Annotated in this window: 17 protein-coding genes; 10 read left to right on the forward strand and 7 right to left on the reverse strand. The window is 40.7% G+C overall.

Annotated elements, in window-relative coordinates; translation table 11 throughout:
• A complete protein-coding gene (locus MORIYA_RS02640) occupies nucleotides 1-1128 on the forward strand; it encodes an efflux RND transporter periplasmic adaptor subunit (protein WP_112712471.1) in 1128 nt (375 codons plus the stop codon).
• The gene (locus tag MORIYA_RS02645; protein WP_112712473.1) at nucleotides 1128-4196 is read left to right on the forward strand and encodes an efflux RND transporter permease subunit; all 3069 of its coding nucleotides are present in this window, start codon (nucleotides 1128-1130) and stop codon (nucleotides 4194-4196) included. Before MORIYA_RS02640 ends, MORIYA_RS02645 begins: the two co-directional genes overlap by 1 nt.
• 69 nt (nucleotides 4197-4265) lie before the next feature.
• Here MORIYA_RS02645 and MORIYA_RS02650 read toward each other — a convergent pair whose 3' ends face one another.
• A complete protein-coding gene (locus tag MORIYA_RS02650) occupies nucleotides 4266-5849 on the reverse strand; it encodes a methyl-accepting chemotaxis protein (protein WP_112712475.1) in 1584 nt (527 codons plus the stop codon).
• Nucleotides 5850-6171: 322 nt separating this feature from the next.
• The gene (locus tag MORIYA_RS02655; protein ID WP_112712477.1) at nucleotides 6172-7062 is read right to left on the reverse strand and encodes a LysR family transcriptional regulator; all 891 of its coding nucleotides are present in this window, start codon (nucleotides 7060-7062) and stop codon (nucleotides 6172-6174) included.
• 197 nt (nucleotides 7063-7259) lie between these two features.
• Here MORIYA_RS02655 and MORIYA_RS02660 point away from each other — a divergent pair, with 197 nt between their 5' ends.
• Both MORIYA_RS02660 and MORIYA_RS02665 read left to right on the forward strand, forming a co-directional pair.
• Nucleotides 7260-7823 (forward strand): cytochrome b, encoded by a 564-nt coding sequence (locus tag MORIYA_RS02660; RefSeq protein WP_112712479.1) that lies wholly within the window; start codon nucleotides 7260-7262, stop codon nucleotides 7821-7823.
• Between the two features lie 68 nt (nucleotides 7824-7891).
• Complete coding sequence (locus tag MORIYA_RS02665; protein WP_112712481.1) at nucleotides 7892-8479, forward strand: YceI family protein; 588 nt, start codon at nucleotides 7892-7894, stop codon at nucleotides 8477-8479.
• A 79-nt stretch (nucleotides 8480-8558) separates the two neighbouring features.
• On the opposite strand, the gene MORIYA_RS02670 is transcribed toward MORIYA_RS02665, so the two are convergent.
• Nucleotides 8559-9836: a lipopolysaccharide biosynthesis protein gene (locus MORIYA_RS02670; protein ID WP_112712483.1), complete on the reverse strand. Its 1278-nt coding sequence runs from the start codon at nucleotides 9834-9836 to the stop codon at nucleotides 8559-8561.
• A gap of 244 nt (nucleotides 9837-10080) precedes the next feature.
• Here MORIYA_RS02670 and MORIYA_RS02675 point away from each other — a divergent pair, with 244 nt between their 5' ends.
• A complete protein-coding gene (locus tag MORIYA_RS02675; RefSeq protein ID WP_112712485.1) occupies nucleotides 10081-10713 on the forward strand; it encodes an SGNH/GDSL hydrolase family protein in 633 nt (210 codons plus the stop codon).
• Nucleotides 10714-10910: 197 nt separating this feature from the next.
• Entirely contained in the window at nucleotides 10911-11147 is a 237-nt protein-coding gene (locus MORIYA_RS02680) for a TIGR02647 family protein (protein WP_112712487.1), read from the forward strand.
• 86 nt (nucleotides 11148-11233) lie between these two features.
• Here the strand turns inward: MORIYA_RS02680 and MORIYA_RS02685 are convergent, their stop codons facing one another.
• Nucleotides 11234-12775: a wax ester/triacylglycerol synthase family O-acyltransferase gene (locus tag MORIYA_RS02685; RefSeq protein WP_112712489.1), complete on the reverse strand. Its 1542-nt coding sequence runs from the start codon at nucleotides 12773-12775 to the stop codon at nucleotides 11234-11236.
• A 694-nt stretch (nucleotides 12776-13469) separates the two neighbouring features.
• Nucleotides 13470-14300 (reverse strand): 4'-phosphopantetheinyl transferase family protein, encoded by an 831-nt coding sequence (locus tag MORIYA_RS02695; protein ID WP_112712491.1) that lies wholly within the window; start codon nucleotides 14298-14300, stop codon nucleotides 13470-13472.
• Between the two features lie 132 nt (nucleotides 14301-14432).
• Between MORIYA_RS02695 and merF the strand changes: the two genes are divergently transcribed.
• Nucleotides 14433-14633 (forward strand): mercury resistance system transport protein MerF, encoded by a 201-nt coding sequence (gene merF, locus MORIYA_RS02700; RefSeq protein WP_232011483.1) that lies wholly within the window; start codon nucleotides 14433-14435, stop codon nucleotides 14631-14633.
• A 153-nt stretch (nucleotides 14634-14786) separates the two neighbouring features.
• Here merF and MORIYA_RS21560 read toward each other — a convergent pair whose 3' ends face one another.
• Both MORIYA_RS21560 and MORIYA_RS02710 read right to left on the reverse strand, forming a co-directional pair.
• Complete coding sequence (locus MORIYA_RS21560; RefSeq protein ID WP_269461233.1) at nucleotides 14787-14909, reverse strand: hypothetical protein; 123 nt, start codon at nucleotides 14907-14909, stop codon at nucleotides 14787-14789.
• Nucleotides 14910-15194: 285 nt separating this feature from the next.
• A complete protein-coding gene (locus MORIYA_RS02710) occupies nucleotides 15195-15413 on the reverse strand; it encodes a LipL32 family surface lipoprotein (RefSeq protein WP_331838548.1) in 219 nt (72 codons plus the stop codon).
• Nucleotides 15414-15525: 112 nt separating this feature from the next.
• Here MORIYA_RS02710 and MORIYA_RS02715 point away from each other — a divergent pair, with 112 nt between their 5' ends.
• From MORIYA_RS02715 to MORIYA_RS02725, 3 genes are read left to right on the forward strand one after another with little or no spacing between them, the layout of a single operon-like run.
• Nucleotides 15526-16605 (forward strand): efflux RND transporter periplasmic adaptor subunit, encoded by a 1080-nt coding sequence (locus MORIYA_RS02715; RefSeq protein WP_112712493.1) that lies wholly within the window; start codon nucleotides 15526-15528, stop codon nucleotides 16603-16605.
• A gap of 33 nt (nucleotides 16606-16638) precedes the next feature.
• Nucleotides 16639-19767, forward strand: coding sequence for an efflux RND transporter permease subunit (locus MORIYA_RS02720; RefSeq protein ID WP_232011484.1), 3129 nt, complete (start codon nucleotides 16639-16641; stop codon nucleotides 19765-19767).
• 18 nt (nucleotides 19768-19785) lie between these two features.
• Nucleotides 19786-20826 carry an oxidoreductase gene (locus tag MORIYA_RS02725; RefSeq protein WP_112712495.1) on the forward strand — a complete coding sequence of 347 codons (1041 nt, stop codon included), beginning with the start codon at nucleotides 19786-19788 and terminating at the stop codon, nucleotides 20824-20826.
• Nucleotides 20827-20917 lie beyond the last annotated feature (91 nt).

Genomic DNA, 20917 nt, shown 5'->3' on the forward strand with positions numbered 1-20917 from the left:
ATGAACAAATTATCTTCGATTGTTATTGCACTTAGTGCGATAACAATATTGCAAGGTTGTGAAAACCCGATCATAGAGCCAAGACAAAAAATACAGTTAGTTAAGGTTGAGACCGTGCTACTAGCCGCAGAAACTGCGAGGTTATCGTTTCCAGCAGTGGCTGTTGCAGCAGATAAATCAAGCTTGTCTTTCCGGTTACAAGGTGAGATCACATCGGTGACGGTTGGCCCAGGTGATCGCGTGACTAAGGGGCAAATACTCGCTCAAATTGATCCGACTTATTACCGCTTAGAAGTGGATGACGCAAAAGCTGAATATGCCATTGCTGATAGTCAATATCGTCGCTCGGCAAAATTGGTTGATCAAGGTTATATCGCCCCCTCTCAATTTGATGAGCTCAAAGCGCAACGTCGTATTGCTAAAGCAAGGCTGGATATTGCCAAACTGAATTTAAGTTTTACTGAATTGAAAGCGCCCTTTTCAGGTGTTATTTCGTATGTGCCAATACAACAATTTGAAAATGTGCAAGTCGGGCAGCAAGTGATGAATATTTATAGTACGACGACTGTAGATATTCAATTACAAGCACCGGATATTATTTATTCGCAAAGTTCTGCTGTTAAAATTGAAACATCAAGGCCCGGCGCGAAAGTCATTACTGCTGATGGTATGGAATACGAAGCTCATTTAAAAGAATTTACGACAGAGCCAGACCCTAAGGTGGGATCATTTGTTATCACACTGACGATGCCGATGCCTAAAGATAGACTTATTCTCGATGGCATGGCAGTCGAAGTGCGTGTTGATGCGCAAAAGCTTAATATTTATAAGATAAACGAACCATTTATTCCACTTGAAGCGATCTTAAACGAAGACGGTGACGATTTGAATGCAACGCAGAAATTCGTGTGGGTAGTCAACAGTGATAATACGGTGAGTAAACGTCAAGTGGTCACTGATAAAGTGATTAATGAGGGCGTGCGTTTAAGCTCTGGTTTAGCGGTAGGCGAAAAGGTAGTGGTTGCTGGTGGTAACCGCTTACGTGAAGGTCAATCAGTTAAAATTTTCGATCAATCAATGAATAATTTACAAGACAAGTCAAACAGCGATAAAGAGGCTGGACAATAATGAAACAAGATATCGCTGCCTATTTTATTAAAAATAAAGTAATTAGCTGGATGATCACACTGATCTTCTTAATTGGCGGAACCATGGCTTTTTTCGGCTTAGGTCGATTAGAAGATCCGGCATTTACAATTAAAGACGCAATGGTTGTGACTTCTTATCCTGGAGCCACACCATTACAAGTGGAAGAAGAAGTTACTTATCCATTAGAAAAAGCCATACAGCAGCTGACATATGTAGATGAAGTCAACTCTATTTCGAGCCGTGGTTTGTCACAAATCACGGTGACGATGAAGAACAAGTATGGGCCGGATGATTTACCACAAATTTGGGATGAATTGCGCCGTAAAGTCAATGATATTAAATCCCATTTACCACCGGGTGTCGCAGAACCGTCAGTTATTGATGATTTTGGTGATGTTTACGGTATTTTGTTAGCGATCACTGGCGATGATTACTCCTATAAAGAGCTAAATGATTATGTTGACTATTTACGTCGAGAAATAGAACTCGTTGATGGTGTTGGTAAAGTCTCAGTCACTGGCGTGCAGCAAGAGCAGGTCTTTATTGAAATGTCGATGCAACGTTTAAGCAGTTTGGGCATTTCGCCGACGACTATTTACAATACGTTGGCCACCCAAAATCTGGTATCCAGTGCTGGTGCAGTAAGGATTGGGACGGAATATATCCGTATTCATCCAACGGGGGAGTTTACGGATGTTGATGCCTTAGGTGATTTGATTATTACTGAAACGGGCGCACAAGGATTAATTTATTTACGCGATGTGGCAACGATTAGTCGTGGTTTTAAAGAAGTACCTGATAATTTAGTTACTTTTAATGGCAAGGTCGCATTGAATGTCGGTGTCTCATTTATTGCGGGTGTTAATGTTGTAGAAAAAGGGAAGGGCGTTTATCAACGTTTAAGTGAACTCAAAGAGCAGCAACCGATAGGTATCGATATTGATGTTGTTTATAGCCAACCTGACGAAGTCGATAAGTCTGTTAAAGGTTTCATTTCTAGTTTAGGTCAAGCTATTGCTATTGTTATCGTAGTTTTACTTTTATTCATGGGGGTTCGTGCTGGTGTTCTAATTGGGCTAATTCTGTTGCTTACCGTGTTGGGGACGTTTTTGTTCATGAATCTAATGGCAATTGATCTACAGCGTATTTCGCTTGGTGGATTAGTGATCGCATTAGGTATGCTGGTGGACAACGCCATCGTCGTGGTCGAAGGTATTTTAATTGGGATTCAAAAAGGTCGAACTCGCCTGCAGGCTGCAACCGATATTGTCACCCAGACTAAATGGCCTCTATTAGGTGCAACGGTTATTGCTGTTACCGCATTCGCTCCAATTGGTTTATCTCAAGATTCGACAGGTGAATATACGCAAACGCTATTTAGTGTTTTACTTATTTCGTTGATGTTGAGTTGGTTTACGGCGATATCATTGACACCATTTTTTGCGGATATGTTCTTTAAAGGTCTTAAAGTCGATGCAGCTAGTGAAGACAATGACCCGTACAAAGGGGTTGTCTTTGTTGTTTATAAACGCGTATTAGAAAAATGTATGAAAAATGCGTGGACAACGGTATTCACATTAATCTTGATGCTGGTGGCTAGTTTGTATGGCTTCACACAGTTAAAACAATCGTTTTTCCCTTCGTCAACCACACCGATGTTTATGGTTGATGTTTGGCTACCGGAAGGTACAGATATTCGAGCTACCAGTGAAAAACTACGTGAACTAGACGCGATGGTAAGAGCTCATGAGGATGTTACACATGTATCTTCTAGCACGGGCAAAGGTTCTCAGCGCTTTATGTTGACCTACGCGCCAGAGAAAAGCTATGCATCGTATGGTGAATTAATTGTGCGTGTTGCTAGTTATGACGATGTAATGCCAATGTTACGTAAAGTGAGCGCGGAACTTGATTCACTTCATCCTGATATTGAATATAAACTAAAACGTATCGAATTAGGACCTTCTTCCGGTTCTAAGATTGAAGCGCGTTTAGTGGGTTCTGATCCAACGGTATTACGTGGCTTAGCACAACAAGCAATTGATATTATGCGAGCCGATCCAGGGGCATTTAACGTGCGCCATGACTGGCGTGAACGGACTAAGGTGATTGAACCTGTGTTTAACGAAAGTCAGGCTCGTCGCTACGGTATCACTAAGTCTGACGTTGATGATTTATTGCAAATGGCATTCTCGGGCTTGGCTGTGGGTCTTTATCGTGATGGGACCAACTTACTCCCCATTATCGCGCGATTACCTGAAAAAGAACGGGTGGATATCAGTACTATTGAAGGTATGAAGATCTGGAGTCCTGTGTTAAAAGGTTATGTGCCGTTACAGCAAGTGATTTTAGCTGTAAATATTCGTTGGGAAGATCCGATTGTCGTCCGCAAAAACCGTAAACGCATGTTAACTATATTTGCTGACCCAGATCCATTAGGTGAAGAGACTGCTGCAACGCTACAAAAACGTATTCAACCGTTAATCGAAGCAATCGATTTTCCACCGGGTTACTCATTAGAGTGGGGTGGTGAGTATGAATCGTCTGCAGACGCACAAGCATCATTGTTCCAAACGATGCCTATGGGATATCTGTTCATGTTCTTAATCACGATATTCTTGTTTAATAACGTGAAAAATGCAGTGATTGTATGGGCAACTGTACCATTGTCGATTATCGGTGTGACAACTGGACTCTTGGTGCTTAATACGCCATTTGGTTTTATGGCCTTGCTCGGTTTCTTGAGTCTGTCTGGTATGTTGGTTAAAAACGGCATTGTATTAATGGATCAGATTGATATTGAAATACAAAGTGGTAAAGATCGTTATCAAGCTGTTGTTGATGCGTCTGTGAGTCGTGTTCGTCCTGTATGTATGGCCGCGATCACAACCGTACTGGGGATGATCCCGTTACTTCCTGATGTTTTCTTTAAGCCAATGGCGGTAACTATTATGTTTGGTTTAGGCTTCGCGACGGTATTGACCTTACTTGTGGTGCCTGTACTTTATCGCATGCTTCACGGACTTGAAGTAAAAAGCAGTAGCTAGTTAAGTCATCGACATTAGTGCTAGAGTAAGGAGCCAACTGTTTTGAAAAACACCGTTGGCTCCTTTTAATTAGTTTTTTTGAAATTGACTAATTAAGCGTTGCATTGCTTCTAATCTATTAACTAACAGACGAGTGCTTTCAACAGAGTCATCACTGGTTTTTGAAGTCGCGGCACTGAGTTGACCAATATGCTCAACGTTACGTAAAATATCATCACTCACGCCTGCTTGCTCCTCAACGGCAGAAGCGATCTGATGGCTGCTGTCTGTAACTCGGTTTAACTTATGGTTAATTTCCTCTAAACGTGTACCTGTTTCTGCGGCTTGATCATTACATTGTTGGGATAATGTTACTCCCCGATCTACCGATTCAACAGCCTGACCTGCGGTTTGCTGTAATTTTGTGATCATCTGCTGGATCTCCCCCGTTGATGCCTGCGTTTTTTGGGCTAAAGATCGCACTTCATCAGCAACAACAGCAAAACCACGACCTTGTTCACCAGCGCGTGCCGCTTCAATCGCGGCGTTTAATGCCAATAAATTAGTTTGATCTGCGATCGCACCAATCACGTCCAGAATCGTTTCAATTTGTACACAATCTTCAGATAATATGTTTATCACACGTTTCGAATTATCTAATTCTTGGTGTAACGAATGCACTGAATTGATGGTGGTTTCGACACTTTGTTGTCCTTCAGTTGACATTTTTTGTGCTTCGGAGGTCAGTAAAGATGCTTGCACGGCACTTTCTGCAATATCACGAACAGAGAGTGACATTTGTTCCATGGCGACACTGACCTGTTCTGTGGCATCATTCTGCTGTTCTAGATTGGTTTTTATCTGTAGGGCTTGGGAAAATTCTTCTTCCGCTGAGAGCAAGAGATCTGCTGACGTTTCACTAACACGGCCGACAATGGCTCGTAGTTCTGCTTGGCGCATTTTTAGTGCCAGTTCGATTGCTGAGAAATCGTCTTTTTTACCCGTATAGACATGCTCCATTAACGGGTTATCATATGCTTCCTTAGCCAATGCCGCTAATTGATTAATTCGAGTTTGTGTATACTTAATTATGATAAAACAACATAACATCGTGACGGCCATCGCGACGGTTAATGGTGATATACCCGCGATGAACAGTTGTGCAGCTAAAAGCAGCAGGGTGATCCCGGTTAAAATGAGTAATATGGTGTTTTGTTTAAAGCGCAGTTGAGAAGCTTTGGAAGACTTACCTGTGTGCATTTTTTGATACAGTGCTGAGGCCCGAGTTACCGTCTCTCGATCAGGTTTGCTCCGCACTGATTGATATTCAATGATTTGCCCCTGCTCATTGGTAATTGGCGTAACAAAAGCTGAAACCCAGTAATGGCTACCATTTTTACAGCTGTTTTTTACCAATCCCATCCAACTTTTACCGGAACTGATATATTGCCAGAGCTGTGAAAAAGCTTGTTTGGGCATATCTGGGTGCCGGATTAAATTATGCGGCTGTTCATACATTTCATCTGCTGTATATCCGGCAACATCACAAAAGTGTTGATTGGTGTAAGTTATATTACTTTGTGGATTTGTTGTTGATATTAGATTTAACGTGGCTGAATAATCTATTTCATTTTCATGCAACGTTTTTGCAGTGTTCAATTTTGTTGATTTCATTATGTTCTCAATTATGGTCGTAAATTTGTTGTGCTCCTTTTTTATTATCACAGTAACATCATGATGTTACCTTGACATATGTTAACTAGACTATTACTTTAGTGTTAATTTATGGTTTATCTGTATTTAATATGCGAAATATACTTAGTGGTTGCTTCGGTGTGTACTAATTCTCTCAGCAGGATCTTGTAGGTCAACTTATTCTCAATGTTCCTTTTGGTGTTGAGGTCAAAGCAGAAATACAAACGCAATTAGAAGAAGCACCTGCGACGTTAAAATAATACTCAAGTCATTCAGCTTCTTATCTTTTTATGTAAGTCAGTTAATTATTATTCTGCAGTCGTTTTAATCGAGCATGTAAAAATTCATAAAAACACTTCACCCTGGCACTGTGTTTTGCATCTTTATGATAAACAAACCACATTGCTTCTTCTGATTTAGGTGAGTTCAACGGTATCTTTACTAGTGACGGATAAAGCTTCGCTTGATGCTCTCCCATGGGTCCGATTCCCATCCCTTCGATGACAGCCTGGTTAACATCAGGAAAGTGATTGCTCTGAAATACAATTCTATTCTGGTCTATGTTATCAACGACATGGCGGACAAAAGGGATCCGGTATTTCTCTGCCGTAGGTAACACCCAATAATGCTCGTTAAAGCTACTGTTAGTACTCGGTTTTCCGAACTCTTTTACATATTCTTTTGACGCATAATAATGGGTTTTAAACCGCGTTAACTCTTTAACGATCAGATCTGCGCCGTTGGGTTTTGGCCCTGCACGTAGTGATACGTGAGCGGCTCCAGACTCCAATGACACGATATCATCTGTAGATAATACCTTGATACGAATAGCAGGGTAGATATCTCTAAATGCTTTAAGTGCAGGCGCTAACTGTGAAGAATACGAACTGATGGTGGAAATACGTAATTCACCGCTAATATTACTTTCCACATTCTGTAATTGATATTCAAGTTTGCTGAAGCGAGCAATGAGTTCTGGTAACTCTGCGAGGAGGATCTTGCCTGCATCAGTCACCTTATAACCGCGTTGGTGCCGAAAAAACAATTTAATTTCTAAGGCTGTTTCCAACTGGTTAATACGTCGTAGTACAGTCGTATGATTGATATTTAGCGATTTACCTGCTTGGCTTAAACTGCCATCGATGGCAACTTGATACGCTATTTTGTAATCATCCCAAGAAATGTTTGTCATATTAAAATTCTTTTAGTGTTGAGTTCAATTACTGAACATTCAAATAAACAAGCGCTTATGCCAGTTACTGTGAATGACGTTATTTACTTTAATGTAAAAGTTCTGTGCATTTATGCACAATAGTTTCGCATTAATGACTGTTTTGTAATAGTCAAAATTACCGTATTATGAATTAACTGAGGTGGGGACATACTTGAATGCTAAATAATACTAAAACAGCGTATGGCTGGGTAGCCATTTTATTGCACTGGATTATGGCATTAGCCATTTTGGGCATGTTTGGCTTAGGCTTATATATGGTTGAATTAACTTATTATGATGCTTGGTATAAAGGCTCTCTCTATTTACACAAGAGCATAGGTATTTTATTGTTTGGTTTATTATTGTTTCGTACGTTATGGCGTGGGATCAATATTAATCCTGATAGCGCAGACAAGTATGCGAGTAAGTTTGAAGTAACAAGCGCGCATTTGGTTCATCTCGGTCTCTATCTGCTGATGTTTACATTAATGATATCGGGATACTTAATTTCGACTGCGGATGGACGTGGCATCATGGTGTTTGAGATATTTAACGTACCTGCGTTCCCATTGTCTGTTGCTAATCAAGAGGACATCGCGGGTGAAATACATGAAATTTTGGCATGGGTATTAGTGCTGTTAGCTGGAGTGCACGCATTAGCTGCGGTTAAACATCATGTTATCAATAAGAATAAGACACTTGTGCGTATGTTGAAAGTACAAACAACAGAAAATAAATAACGACTTTATCGAGTATGAAGACGCAATGAAAAATTCATAATTAAAGCTAGATTAAAATGGGGAATATGATGAAAAAACAAATTTTAGCTGTTGCTATAACAGCAAGTTCACTGTTCACTGCTGTGGCACCCAATGTAGCTCAGGCTGCAGATTACAATATTGATGTTGCCGGTGCACATGCTTCTGTACAGTTTAAAATTAAGCATTTAGGTTACAGTTGGTTACTGGGTCGTTTTAATACGTTTGATGGAGATTTTTCGTATGATGCTAAATCGCCAAACGCGTCGCAAATCAATCTAATTATTGATACTGCAAGTTTAGATTCTAATCATGCCGAGCGTGATAAGCATTTAAAAAGTGATGATTTTTTGGACGTGAAGAAATTCCCGAAAGCAAAGTTCAGAAGTCAAAGTATCAAATTTAGTGATGATACAAATGGCATGGTTACGGGGCTATTCACCTTAAAAGGCATTACTAAGACAATCACTTTCCCTATTACAAAAGTGGGTGAAGGTGCCGATCCTTGGGGTGGCCACCGCGTTGGATTCACGGGTGAAGCAAGTTTGAAACTAACTGATTATGGCATTACGACTGATCTTGGACCTGCATCTGTGTATGTAGATATGACGTTTAATATTGAAGGTGTGCGTCTGTAAATTGGTTGTTTGTTTAGCGTTAAAGCCAGTCGCTGTTGTCAGTGACTGGCTTTATGCATTTCAATCCTTGCTGATTGGGTTAAACAGGCTGATGAATCAGCTTAATATTGTGGCTCTTTAAAATTTGTCGTTCTACGATGCTGGATAAGATAAACATCATCAAGTAACCGCTGCATAAAGCGATAATAATGGCGACGACATTGTCGGTAAATCGGCTTAATAATTCGAATGAAAGTATGAGTGTGATAATACCGCTGATCCGAATACATAAACTATACATAAAATGCCCATGCGCTTTAATATAAGCAAGCTGATAAGCATTCAGCATCATAAAAATAAAGAAGAATGAAAAATGCAGCAGAACAGGAATTGCGCCAGCGTATTCATGAGGGAAAAGTGTAAGCACTAATGATTCACCAAACAACAGCATGACCAAGAAAAACAGACTGCTAACAGCGAAAGATACTTTAAATACCCATTGGCGGATAAGTTTGATTTGTTGATGGTCGCCATTTCGGACACACACCGCCAGCTCGGGTAATACAAACCGATAGATAGGAAACACGAATAGCAGGGTTAAATAAGTAAATACCGGACGTACCACAACTTGGAAATCACCTAACTCGTCCACACTAAAATGTCGAATGGTCAGCAGTACGGTAATGTATATCATTAAAATACTCGCGCCAGCTTCAAGTGATGCGGTGAAGCTTTTTTTTACAAAATTAACTAAGTTGGGATCGAAATGTACACCAGTTAAAGGGCGCGTTGAAATATCTCTGCGACGTTTTTTAAACATGTAAGCGGCAATGGCAAGTGATGATAGGGTTAAACCCATAAACAGTGATACCAAGGCATCTAAGTTAAATATGTAATAACAAACAAAAAACATGAGTACATTCGCGAGAGGTTCTAACCAAACGACTTTATTCGAAATACTGTATAATCGATACATGGCAATAAGATTAGTGAAATATACTTTTAGTCCCATCCCCAAGATAATGCCCACCAACTGGTAATAACTGACGTCAATATCTAACTGATGCTTAATGTAGGGGATCACAACTCCCCAAGTAATAAGTACCATGGTCATTAAACTATAGCGAAACACGTTAATGATATCGCGGTCATTCTGTGTTTGTGAATAACTCACCACCATTGATGAACGAAATCCGGTCATTAATATTAACGACAAAGAGATTAGATCGACGACGCTGTGGAACAGAGCAAGGTCATCTTTTGGGACCCAGTGTGCTAACCAAATCTTAAAGCTAAAACCGATAGCAATGCTGATTAATGTGACCCAGATACCTTGGGTAAAGGCACTTTTTACTCGGTTTAGTGATGTATTTTGCATAGTGGCCATGTTAGTGAATAAATGTATACGAGCACTCGTAAGTGCTAGTAATGATGAAAATAATGAGTGGTACAGTATATTGCAAGTGAAAATCATTCGCAATTGCATCTCATTATTTTAATTAACCATTCTCTGAAACTGGATGTCTGCTTTGTTGAATATCAAGATAATATAGCTAGTTTTAGTCAATTGTAGTAGTTTATTTTCAATAGTTTATTCATGAATATTTTCGGAGCTAGGCCATATGGCGAGCATAATTTGTTTTGGTGATAGTATTACTCGTGGCGAAAGTGACGCGATATATGGTGGTTGGGCTGATCGCATTAAAACGCGCTGCTTGAGTCGCATAATAAGTGCAACAGTTTCTGGAAGCGGATCAGATAGGATTAGTGTCTTTAATATGGGCATTAGTGGTGAAACAACAAATGGTTTAATCCAACGTTTTCAACATGAGTTTGTTACCCGTTTAGCAGACGATAAGCAAAATACAGTATTGTTTGGCTATGGCGCAAATGATCTTGCTAAGCAAGACGGTAACTACCTTGTTGATATTGAAACGTATATTGACAACATAAGTCGCTGTATGGAGTTCTCACTTGAGAAGGACGCTAATGTTGTGCTGATTAATGTCACGCCAATTGCAGCCCAGCTTGATGGCATTCCTAATGTCAATAACCGCATTCGCAATGATGAAACCATTCGTCGTTACAACCAAGCTTTGTTAACATTGTCTGTGAAGTACAGTGTGAATTTGATTGATGTTTACACGCCGTTTAATGACAATAAAGAAGCCTATTTAACGGCAGATGGATTACACCCAAACAGTGCCGGGCATGAGTTGCTATATCAAGTAATAAGCTCGTCTTTGTTATCGTAACCTTAATATGTAAGCATTAAATAGACTGTAAGTGTTTGTGCAATAAGGATGATTGCATTAATTATGACCTATAGGCCCTCAATCTTTCATTTTATTGGGGGCTTTGTTGATCTAGCCCTATTTCCTCTGTTTTTAATTTACAATCTTCTTTGAAGCCCCTATTATGAAACTATCCCTATTAAAAAAAGCGAGCAATTATGACTAAAAAGTATTCTGATACACTGTTTGAAGAAATGAAATTACTGGCTAAATTCCCAACACAATCTCAATTAGAAGGTATTAAGATTCATAATGAAGCTAGCCCCTCTGTTATTAGTGCGGCGAAATCACTTTTTGATAAAGGCCTTATTTCACAAGAAGACGGTGGGTATTTAACCGATAGCGGTATTGAAACAGCAAATAACCTACACAGCGTTTTAGCACCATTGAGCTAAATAAATAATGCTATTATCTAAAGCAGTTAGCCGCTGTGATATGGCTACTAACTGCAATTCCTCTATTGATTTACTTATCTACTGATCTAAGCTGTTTCACATAATGGTGAGTCTTCATGGTTAACTTTAGGTTGCGAATTAACTTGCTCCGCATGGTTAATATTATGGGTGATGATATTAATGCTTTCTTGTCTAATATCATCATTACGCGGTGAAGACGACAATAGATTTATATGGTCGGTAACACTCTCGATTGCGCTATTTAATACTTCATTTTCAAGTTCAGTAAAAGCATCTTCAATGTAATCCGCTAACTCGGTCAAGTCAGGTAATGCAGAGCGACAAGCGATCAGGCCAACATGAATGGAGCCGTTGTAGCTATATAACGTTATGTTTAGCGACATGCCTGGAGGTAATACTGAAATGGGGAAGCATTTCTTCATTTTTGCACCCATCATGTATAAGGCTTTACTTGGACCCGGTACGTTAGATATCAGTACGTTCCCCATTGGTGGTAATATTGTATCCAAATTTAATAGTTCGCTGGCCGCTGCGAGTCCTTGGCTTACTAATGTATAATTCGTTAACGCTTCTTTTGTTAATAACTTTGCTTCAGTTTTCAGTTTTTGACACGATTCTTTGACGGTCATTAAACGTTCTAGTGGTCGTTCTCCAGCATAAGCAAGTTCAACTAAACTGATCGCAACTTGGTTGTTTGATAACTGGTCTGAGGCATCCCGCAAACTCATTGGCATTTGTGCTACAAGTGGCTTCTTAAGTATTACATCATGTGCTTCTAGGTAGTTGTGGATCGCCATATCACAAACAGTCACAATCACGTCGTTAATCGTTGCACCCGTGAGACGACCAAGTGTTTTAACCCGTGCCAGTGGCAACGATGACATTGCCGCACGGCGTGCACGCTTTGGACTAACTGAAAACGGTGTTTTAGGCGCCATGAATGGGGTTGGCATATCGGCCTTGTACATGTTTGCTGCTTGGAGCAGTAATTTAGTTGTCAACTTAGTCAGTGATGGTATTGATTTAATATGACCAGTTAAGATTTTTGATGTATCAGCCAGTATCGATAAGGTGCTTTTTGCGGTGTGCTGTTTTTGTGGTCGCTCAACAGCCCAGAATGCGGTCATGGCTGATTCAGCATTTTCACTTAAATAAGCCATCAACAGCTGGTTGGCTTTTGCCCCATCCGTAAATGCGTGGTGAACTTTAACGTAGATAGCAAATTTGTTGTCTTCTAAACCGTCGATGAGAGTCATTTCCCATAATGGTCGATTACGATCAAGTAATGTTTCATGCTGGTGTTCAACAAAGCTAAGTAACTGATTTTGATTACCTGGTTGTGGCAGCATTGCAAAACGTACGTGATATGACAGGTCAATATTGTTATCGTCTTGCCAAAAGTATTGGCCGGTGATTTGTTTTTTTAATTTTTGGTTAAATGGATTTTTAACCTCTTGTTGTGACATTAAATTATCAAATAGGTCTCGACTGAAGTTACCAGGATAATTTTCTGGTATTGAGAAAATTTGTAATCCTGCAATGTGTTTTGGGCTTGTTACTGTTTCTGTGTATAAAAAACCCATATCAACTAATGTGAGTGCTTCCATAGCCATATCCTATTTTATTAATGTGATTGATAGTTTGCGTCCGATTGCGTTATACCGCATATATCATCACATCTGATGTTATGACTTACTGTCACTAATGTTAAAGTTATGTGTATATTACATGAATGCTCACAAAGGAATACATCATTTTGACATTGGATTACCTAAATGACATATTTACGTGACTCGTTGACATCTTTTCAACGTCATGAATTTAAATGTTTTAACTGTTTTATTTAGTGGTTGGTTTAATGTCTAGCATTGGGTTATCATGATTTTTTGGCCTAAAGGGGAATATTAAACTGTAACTATTTATTAACAGGCACATTATTATCGGTACCTTCTGGGCTTGTTAGTTTTTAATGTTGTCAGGTTATTGCTTTAAATGTCGAGGCTTAGAATAAATAACGGAGCAGTTAGCGACGGTGTAAATTGGAATAAATATAATGAAAGAAATACTAAGACAAAAAATAATCACTGTTTGCGAAAGTAAAATAGACTAGGCCAGGAAGAGACTGATGTGGGTCTATCATTTTATGCACTTTTCGCGAATAAGAATGAAGTTCTCGCATGATTAATGGCAGCTGTGCAATGGTGGTTCATGACGCATAAGCTCGATCATTTTTGAGTAAACGGTGAGGATAAAAGCGCTGGTAGAATCTGAATTAGTGAATGTTAATCGTTAAACTGAATTCTAATTTGGGTCAGAGATTACGTCAGGACTAAAAGTAGTCGTTTCAGTGATTTTAATGAGGGGGACTGAATTAAAAAATCGCATTTTATAATTGGTATTTTGATTATTACTTTTTGCGCGTATTGACAGTGCGACGCGGTGAATGTTATTTGGATAAAACAGCCAGCTACGCCAGATATTGGTATTATCAATGCGGTGAGTTGCAAAGCTTAATTTAATGTCGTCAATACAGCTAACGTTGTCCTGCTGGCTATCTGGCAGCTTGAAACTAAAGTCTTTCAACGGGATCGACAAACCTAATCCCCATGCTTTGATATAAGATTCTTTTAACGTCCAGTAATCAAAAAAACGACTCGTTTTCTGCATTGTAGGCTGCATGACTAAATCATTTATTTCACTTGCTGAGAAAGAGTATTTAGCGATACTCAGCACATCACTGCTACGCTTGATATTTTCTACATCGCAACCAATATCGTCATTAAGCATGACCGCACAAATGATCAAGTTATTGGTATGGCTAATGTTAAAGCGTAGTGGAATGGGTGGATCAACAATTTCGGGTTTATCCTTGGCGCCTTTGATAAACGTCCAATCAGTTGGTGACACATCAGCATAACGAGATAATAAATCACGGACAAAGGCGCGGGTGATTAATGCACTATGGCGATCTTTTTCAAAATGAAAGCGTTGTTGTTTTGTTGTTTCTTCTGCTGATAACAACTGGCTATAAGCGTGTAATAATTCAGGCTGTTGGATTTGTTTCGGATCTACCGACCACAAATGAATTTCATTTGTGGCTAAGGTTAGTTTGTCTGTTGACGTTGAAAGCACTATTTATTCCATTGCATGACGAGGGGTAAGCTAATTTAGCTATCTTAGCATGAACTATATGTCGAACAGATATAGATTTTTAGGGGCTAATGTTATTTATTATCCTAGGCTTAAGTCAGGGGGAGCGGTTATATGAGTAGAAAGATGTTTAAGACTGGCGTGTTAGGCGGAATCGTCACCGCGATTTGTTGTTTTACGCCAATCCTAGTGATCATATTCAGTGCTGTGGGTTTAGCCGCTGCGATCAAATACCTTGATTTGGTGTTGTTCCCAATGCTGGCAATGTTTATCGTATTGGCAGTCGTCGGCTTCATCAAATTACGGCATGAATAAAGGGAAAAGGAAGACAGGGAGGAGATAGCTAAAAGTCTAACGTTACCACTAAGGTAATATAATGATAAATTTTTCTCCTTTCTCTATCCTTAGATTTATGCCTTTTAGTGTCGCTTTATCCTGCGAAGCATATTTAAAAGAGAAGTCAAAAAATTAGATGGTCATTGTTGATTCACCTTCGGTCAAGTTGCGGCGTTGTTTCTTACGTTTCGCATACGCAGTCAGTAGAATGTAGCCAACAATGCCATAACCAACGGTTTTAGCTGAAAGATTCATAATAAGCCTTTGGGGGTAAATTAATACGAAAAATTAAAGGTGCGAATTGTTTAGGAATACAGGCTATTAAGGACATAAAGTTAAAGTGGTTTTCTTTTAACCAGCATTTAGGTTCTTAGTTTGTGTGGATGCGTACATTGTGCTTAATCGTTGCGAATAATTACATACAGGTAAAAATATAAACGGCGCAAGATGCGCCGTTTAATTACATTATTTCAGGTTATCATGAAGATTACCGAGTTAATTTAAAAAGAATTAACCTTCTTTGTTAACTAGCTCATGTAATTATTCTAAAGAAGCTGCGATGTTAACACCTGGGACGTTTGTATCAATAGTCGCTTCAAAAGAACCTTCAATAGCTGAGCGAAATGAAGTGAATGAGATGCGGTACACACCACGAACAAGCGCTTTAGTTGGACTGCTTACTTCAGATACTTGACGTAATAACGAATTATAAGAAGAACCACTTGGGTTAGCGACCGTAATTAATACTAATGAGTGTATTGTATACCGTCATTATCTCACATTATCTGATACAAAAATATATCGGGTATTTTAGATAATCCTTCATTTTCAGCTAAAATACAATGAGGTAGTAGAGTCATTTGGAGTGCTAATGCGATTGTATTTACTGAAGGTTCCATTATACATCCTGCTATTGGTCGTTCTCTGTCCAATGATTCTTTACGCAGCACCAGATAAAGATCCACCCCCGAAAAACTCAGGGCCGCCTCCTATGTTGGTGGAAGTCAGCCAAATTACCCGTGGAATAGTAGAGCCTATGGTCAAACTCGTTGGTAGTATTAGCTATACACGAGTATCACGTGTTGCTGCAGAGGTTGCTGGCATTGTTAAAACTATCCACTTCACGGCTGGTTCCCGAGTCAAAGTCGGTCAACCTTTAGTCACTCTGCGCTCTGATTTACTTGAAGCAAGACTTGCGGGTGTTCGTGCTAATTACCGGCAGTCTCTGCTTGAACTGGAGCGCGCAGATAAAGATTTACAGCGTATAAAAGCGTTATACGCCGATAAATCAATTTCCGAATCTCTGTACGATGAAAACTATTATCGTGTACTCGCGCAGAAAAAACGCGTTATATCTCTTAAGGCAATTCTCGACTATCAGAAATTACAAATACAAAAGACCCAGATAAATGCCCCTTTCAGTGGTTTGATTCAAGCAAAGTTGACAGAACAAGGGGAGTGGGTTGATATCGGTGGTCAGGTTGCCGTGGTTGCTGATGATAAAGATATCGAGGTTGAAGTCGATGTTCCCGGGCACTTGTTAAACTTTTTATATCCGGGTCGCCAAATTTCGGTTCGCAGTGGCGACAAAGACTACACCAGTTTGTTTGTTCACTTTATTCCCCAAGGAGACATAGCGACACGGACTTTCACCGTTAAGTTAAAACTTGAGCAAGGTAAAAATTTAATTGCAGGCATGCAAGCACTGGTTAGTTTACCGAGTGGTTCCAAACTTAACAGCCTGTTAGTACCGAGAGATGCAGTTATCAGACAGTTTGGTAAACCGATTGTTTTTCTTGCCGTTGATGGCAGAGCTAAGATGGTTACTGTGCAGATCTTGGGGTATAAAGGGTTGCTTGTTGCGATAGAAGCGCCTGAAATCGATGACTTCCTGCAAGTTATCACCAAAGGTAACGAGCGATTACACGACGGTCAGGCTATTCGCTTTTAAATCGTAGACCATTAGACAACACCGAGATTGCTTATGGACATTATCCGCTTCTCAATTTTAAAACCTGTCACCATTTTGGCTGGTATTATCATGCTGTTGCTGTTCGGTATGATCAGTTTGGCGCGGTTACCTTATCAGCTCAGCCCGACGGTGATCGAACCAGAGATCCAAGTTAAAACCAGCTGGCGCGGTGCGACACCTTACGAAATTGAACGTGAGATCATTGAGGAGCAGGAAAGCATTCTTAAAGGCTTGCCTGATCTCATCGAAATGGAAAGTGAAGCGCGCAATGGCCAGGGCAGTGTTACCTTACGTTTTAAGGTAGGCACCAGTGTTGAACAAGCGTTGCTGCGAGTTACTAACAAGATCAACGAAGTGGCTTCTTACCCTGCTGATGTTGATAACCCTGTCGTGAATGCCTCGGGTGCGACTGTGTCCCCGGTGATCTGGATGATCCTGAAAACGAAAGACGGTAATCAACGTCCGATCCAAACTTACAAAACCTTTTTTGAAAATGAAGTTCGTCAGTATATCGAACGGGTGAAAGGCGTGTCTGATCTGTTTGTTGGTAGCGGAACCGAAGAGCAGATGCATGTGATCATCAGTGCCGATAAACTGGCTGCATACGGGTTGACTATTAATAATGTGATCGAGGTGATCCAAAATGAAAATACCAACATATCGGCAGGTACGTTGGCGATGGGTCGGCATGATGTTCGCGTTCGTACCATTGGAGAATTTAAATCGGCGGAAGACATCGCTGCTGTAGTTTTACGTTCTATCGGACAGCAACGGGTATTACTGGGTGACGTAGCGGAGGTCCGGCAAGATTATGCCAAGAAAAACGCTGTTGTTTTACACAATGGGATCCCAGGTATTGCGATTGGCGTTCGCCCGGAAACAGGCACTAACATTCTTGATATGACGAATCTGGTGGAAGCGCGCTATCAATGGCTAAACGCAAACACGCTCGAAGATGAAGGACTCTATCTAGACTGGGTTTATGATCAACGGTTCTACATTAACGGTGCGATTGATCAGATCCAACAAAACATCTTGTTTGGTGGCTTACTTGCAGTGGGTGTATTATTGCTATTTTTACGCAGTGTCCGCGCTACTATCGTTGTTGCTACGGCTATTCCAATCAGTGTTATCGGCACCTTTATTTTTCTTGATTTGCTGGGTCGTAACCTGAATGTTGTTAGTCTCGCGGGGATCGCCTTTGCTGTCGGCATGCTGGTGGACAATGCCATTGTGGTTATCGAAAATATTGTGCGACATCGGCAGATGGGGAAATCAGCGTTCGATGCTGCTCTGCAAGGGACTAAAGAAGTATGGGGGGCTGTGCTGGCCTCAACGATTACCACAGTTGCGGTATTTTTACCTGTGGTGTTTATTGAAGAAGAAGCAGGGCAGTTGTTCCGTGACATCGCAATCGCTGTTGTTGCCGCTGTCTCGTTAAGCCTGTTTGTATCGGTATCAGTGATCCCTATGTTTGCCTATTGGCTGTTCAAGGGTCAAAAACAAAAAACAGACAACAAACCTACGTTTCTCGATAGACTCGGTCAATGCTTGTCAAACGGATTGATGGCACTGGTGACTCTGGTGATCCGTAATTGGCTAACACGGATCTCGACTATCGGTTTGCTTATTTCGTTGGCAATCACTTCGGTATGGCTGTTAACGCCAAAAATGGAATATCTGCCACAAGGAAATCGTAACCTGGTACTTAATATTTTGATACCACCACCAGGATTATCGACAGCGGAGCGGGTGGAAATAGGCGAGCGTTTGTTTGATATGGCACTGCCACATATCGGGGCTGAAGTAGATGGTGTCCCTGCGATCAAAAATATGTTTTACGTCGGTGCCGAGGGGTTTATGATTTCAGGGGCGATCAGTGAAGAATGGGATCGTGCCCGCGAGTTACTGCCTTTTTTTACCGAGCTGATTTACAGTATTCCAGGTATGTACGGCGTGAGTTTACAGCCTGGCGTATTTGAATCAGGATTGGGTGAAGGACGAGCGATAAAACTTAATATTAGCGGTAATGATCTGAATAAAATTGCCACTGCTGCTGCGGCGCTGTTCAAAATGATTCATATTGAGTTAACTGGCAGTCAGATACGACCGATACCGTCTATTGAACTCACCTACCCAGAAGTGCAAATTTTGCCGGACCATGACCGCTTACGGGCTAATAATATGTCGACCCGTGATTTAGGCATAGCACTGGACGTATTAATGGATGGTCGTGTTATTGGTGATTTTAAACAAGAGGGAAAAAAGAAAATAGACTTGATCCTAAAAGCGGCAGACAGTGATTTTCCCACCCCGCAAGATCTTTATCAGGCGAATCTAGCCACCCCCGGTGGTAAGGTCGTGCCGGTTTCGTCATTAGCGCAATTACAACAAACCACAGGGATGGCTTTGATCCGCCATCTTGAAACAAACAGAACCGTGACGCTGCAAATAACGCCGCCCAAATCAATGCCATTACAAAGAGCAATGGAAGTTATTGAACAACAGATCATCCCGCAAGTGAGAGATATGAACTTGCTTGATGGTTTGCAAGTTAATATGACGGGTGCTGCCGATAAGCTAGAGCAGACCCGTGAAGCTCTACAGTGGCATTTTTTACTTGCTACCCTGATTGCGTATCTATTGATGGCATCATTGTTTGGTAATTTTATTTACCCATTAATTATTATGTTAACAGTGCCGCTGGCTGGTGCTGGTGGTTTTATTGGCCTCAAGCTACTGAACATATTTATTGTACCGCAGCCAATGGACGTATTAACCATGCTGGGTTTTGTTATCCTTGTTGGGGTGGTGGTGAACAACGCGATCTTGATCGTGTACCAAGCGCTGAACAATTTCCACTCTGGGGGGATGGGTTATCAGCAAGCAGTGCTTGAATCAACCCGTAGCCGACTGCGTCCGATATACATGAGTGCTACCACCAGTATTTGTGGAATGTTGCCGTTAGTGCTGATCCCCGGGCCGGGTTCAGAGCTTTATCGTGGCCTGGGTAGTGTCATTCTTGGCGGTTTCAACTGTGTTTACTATCTTTGTCATTCCAGCCATGTTGGTCGTCGCTATTCGTATGGAAAAACGTTAATCATGTTACGCTATCCGCAGCATATCGTCACCGAGTTATGATAAAGAGAGTTAAGTAGTATGAATGGAACACCAATTAAAACTGCCGTAATAGGTTATGGATTTTCGGCAACAACGTTTCATATCCCATTTATCAGTAGTTTGGCTGAATTTGAACTGACTGCTATAAGCAGTAGTCAAGTTGCTGCCGTTACCGCTGACTGGCCAATGACTAAACATTATCTGTCAGCGGATGGGCTACTAAAAAATTCTGATGTTGAATTAGTGATTATTACTGCGCCTAACGATGTTCATTTCTCTTTAGCCAAAACAGCATTAGAGCAAAATAAACACGTTATTATTGAGAAACCGTTTGTAACCAATGTTGCAGATGGTGAAGAACTTATTGCGTTAGCCGCAGAAAAAGGGCTCATTTTAAGTGTTTACAATAACCGTCGCTGGGATGGTGATTTTCTCACGGTCAAAAAGCTAATACAAGAGGGTAGTTTAGGCGAAGTTAAGTGTTTTGAATCTCACTTCGATCGTTTTAGACCCGAAGTACGTCAACGGTGGCGTGAACAGTCAGCCTCTGGTGGCGGGATATTATTTGATTTAGGTCCGCATCTCATTGATCAAACATTACAGCTATTTGGTGTGCCTGATGCGATCACGGCACAGTGTTTAATCATGAGAGAAGGCTCAACAAATATTGATTACTTTAATCTTGTGTTGCACTACCCTGATAAAATCGCGACATTACATAGTGATTTATACAGCGCGGGACCAAATAAACGGTTTAGTGTGAAAGGCAATAAAGGCAGTTATGAAAAACAGGGTTTAGATCCGCAAGAAGATCGTTTAAAAGCCGGGGTGTTACCGACCGAACCAAATTGGGCTGATGAAACTGTTGAGCAATACGGTCGTTTATACCGTGCTGACTCAGTCGAGACTGTGGTCACACAACGTGGTGGCTATCAACATTATTTCCTGGCTATAGCGGACGCAATTCGCTCTAACAGCGATGCCCCCGTTAATGCTGAAGATGCACTGTGGAGTATTAAGCTTATCGAACTCGCAATGGACAGTAGCCGTTTGGGTAAAACCTTAACAATAACGCGATAGATATAAGCAGCTTTAGCATCGCTTATCAACTATAATAACTGTATTACTTTTATCATCAATGAACATCGTGTGTGGTGAATTTGTAGGATAT

Origin of the sequence: Moritella yayanosii (assembly GCF_900465055.1) — a bacterium.
In the GTDB taxonomy this organism is placed as follows: Bacteria; Pseudomonadota; Gammaproteobacteria; order Enterobacterales; family Moritellaceae; genus Moritella; species Moritella yayanosii.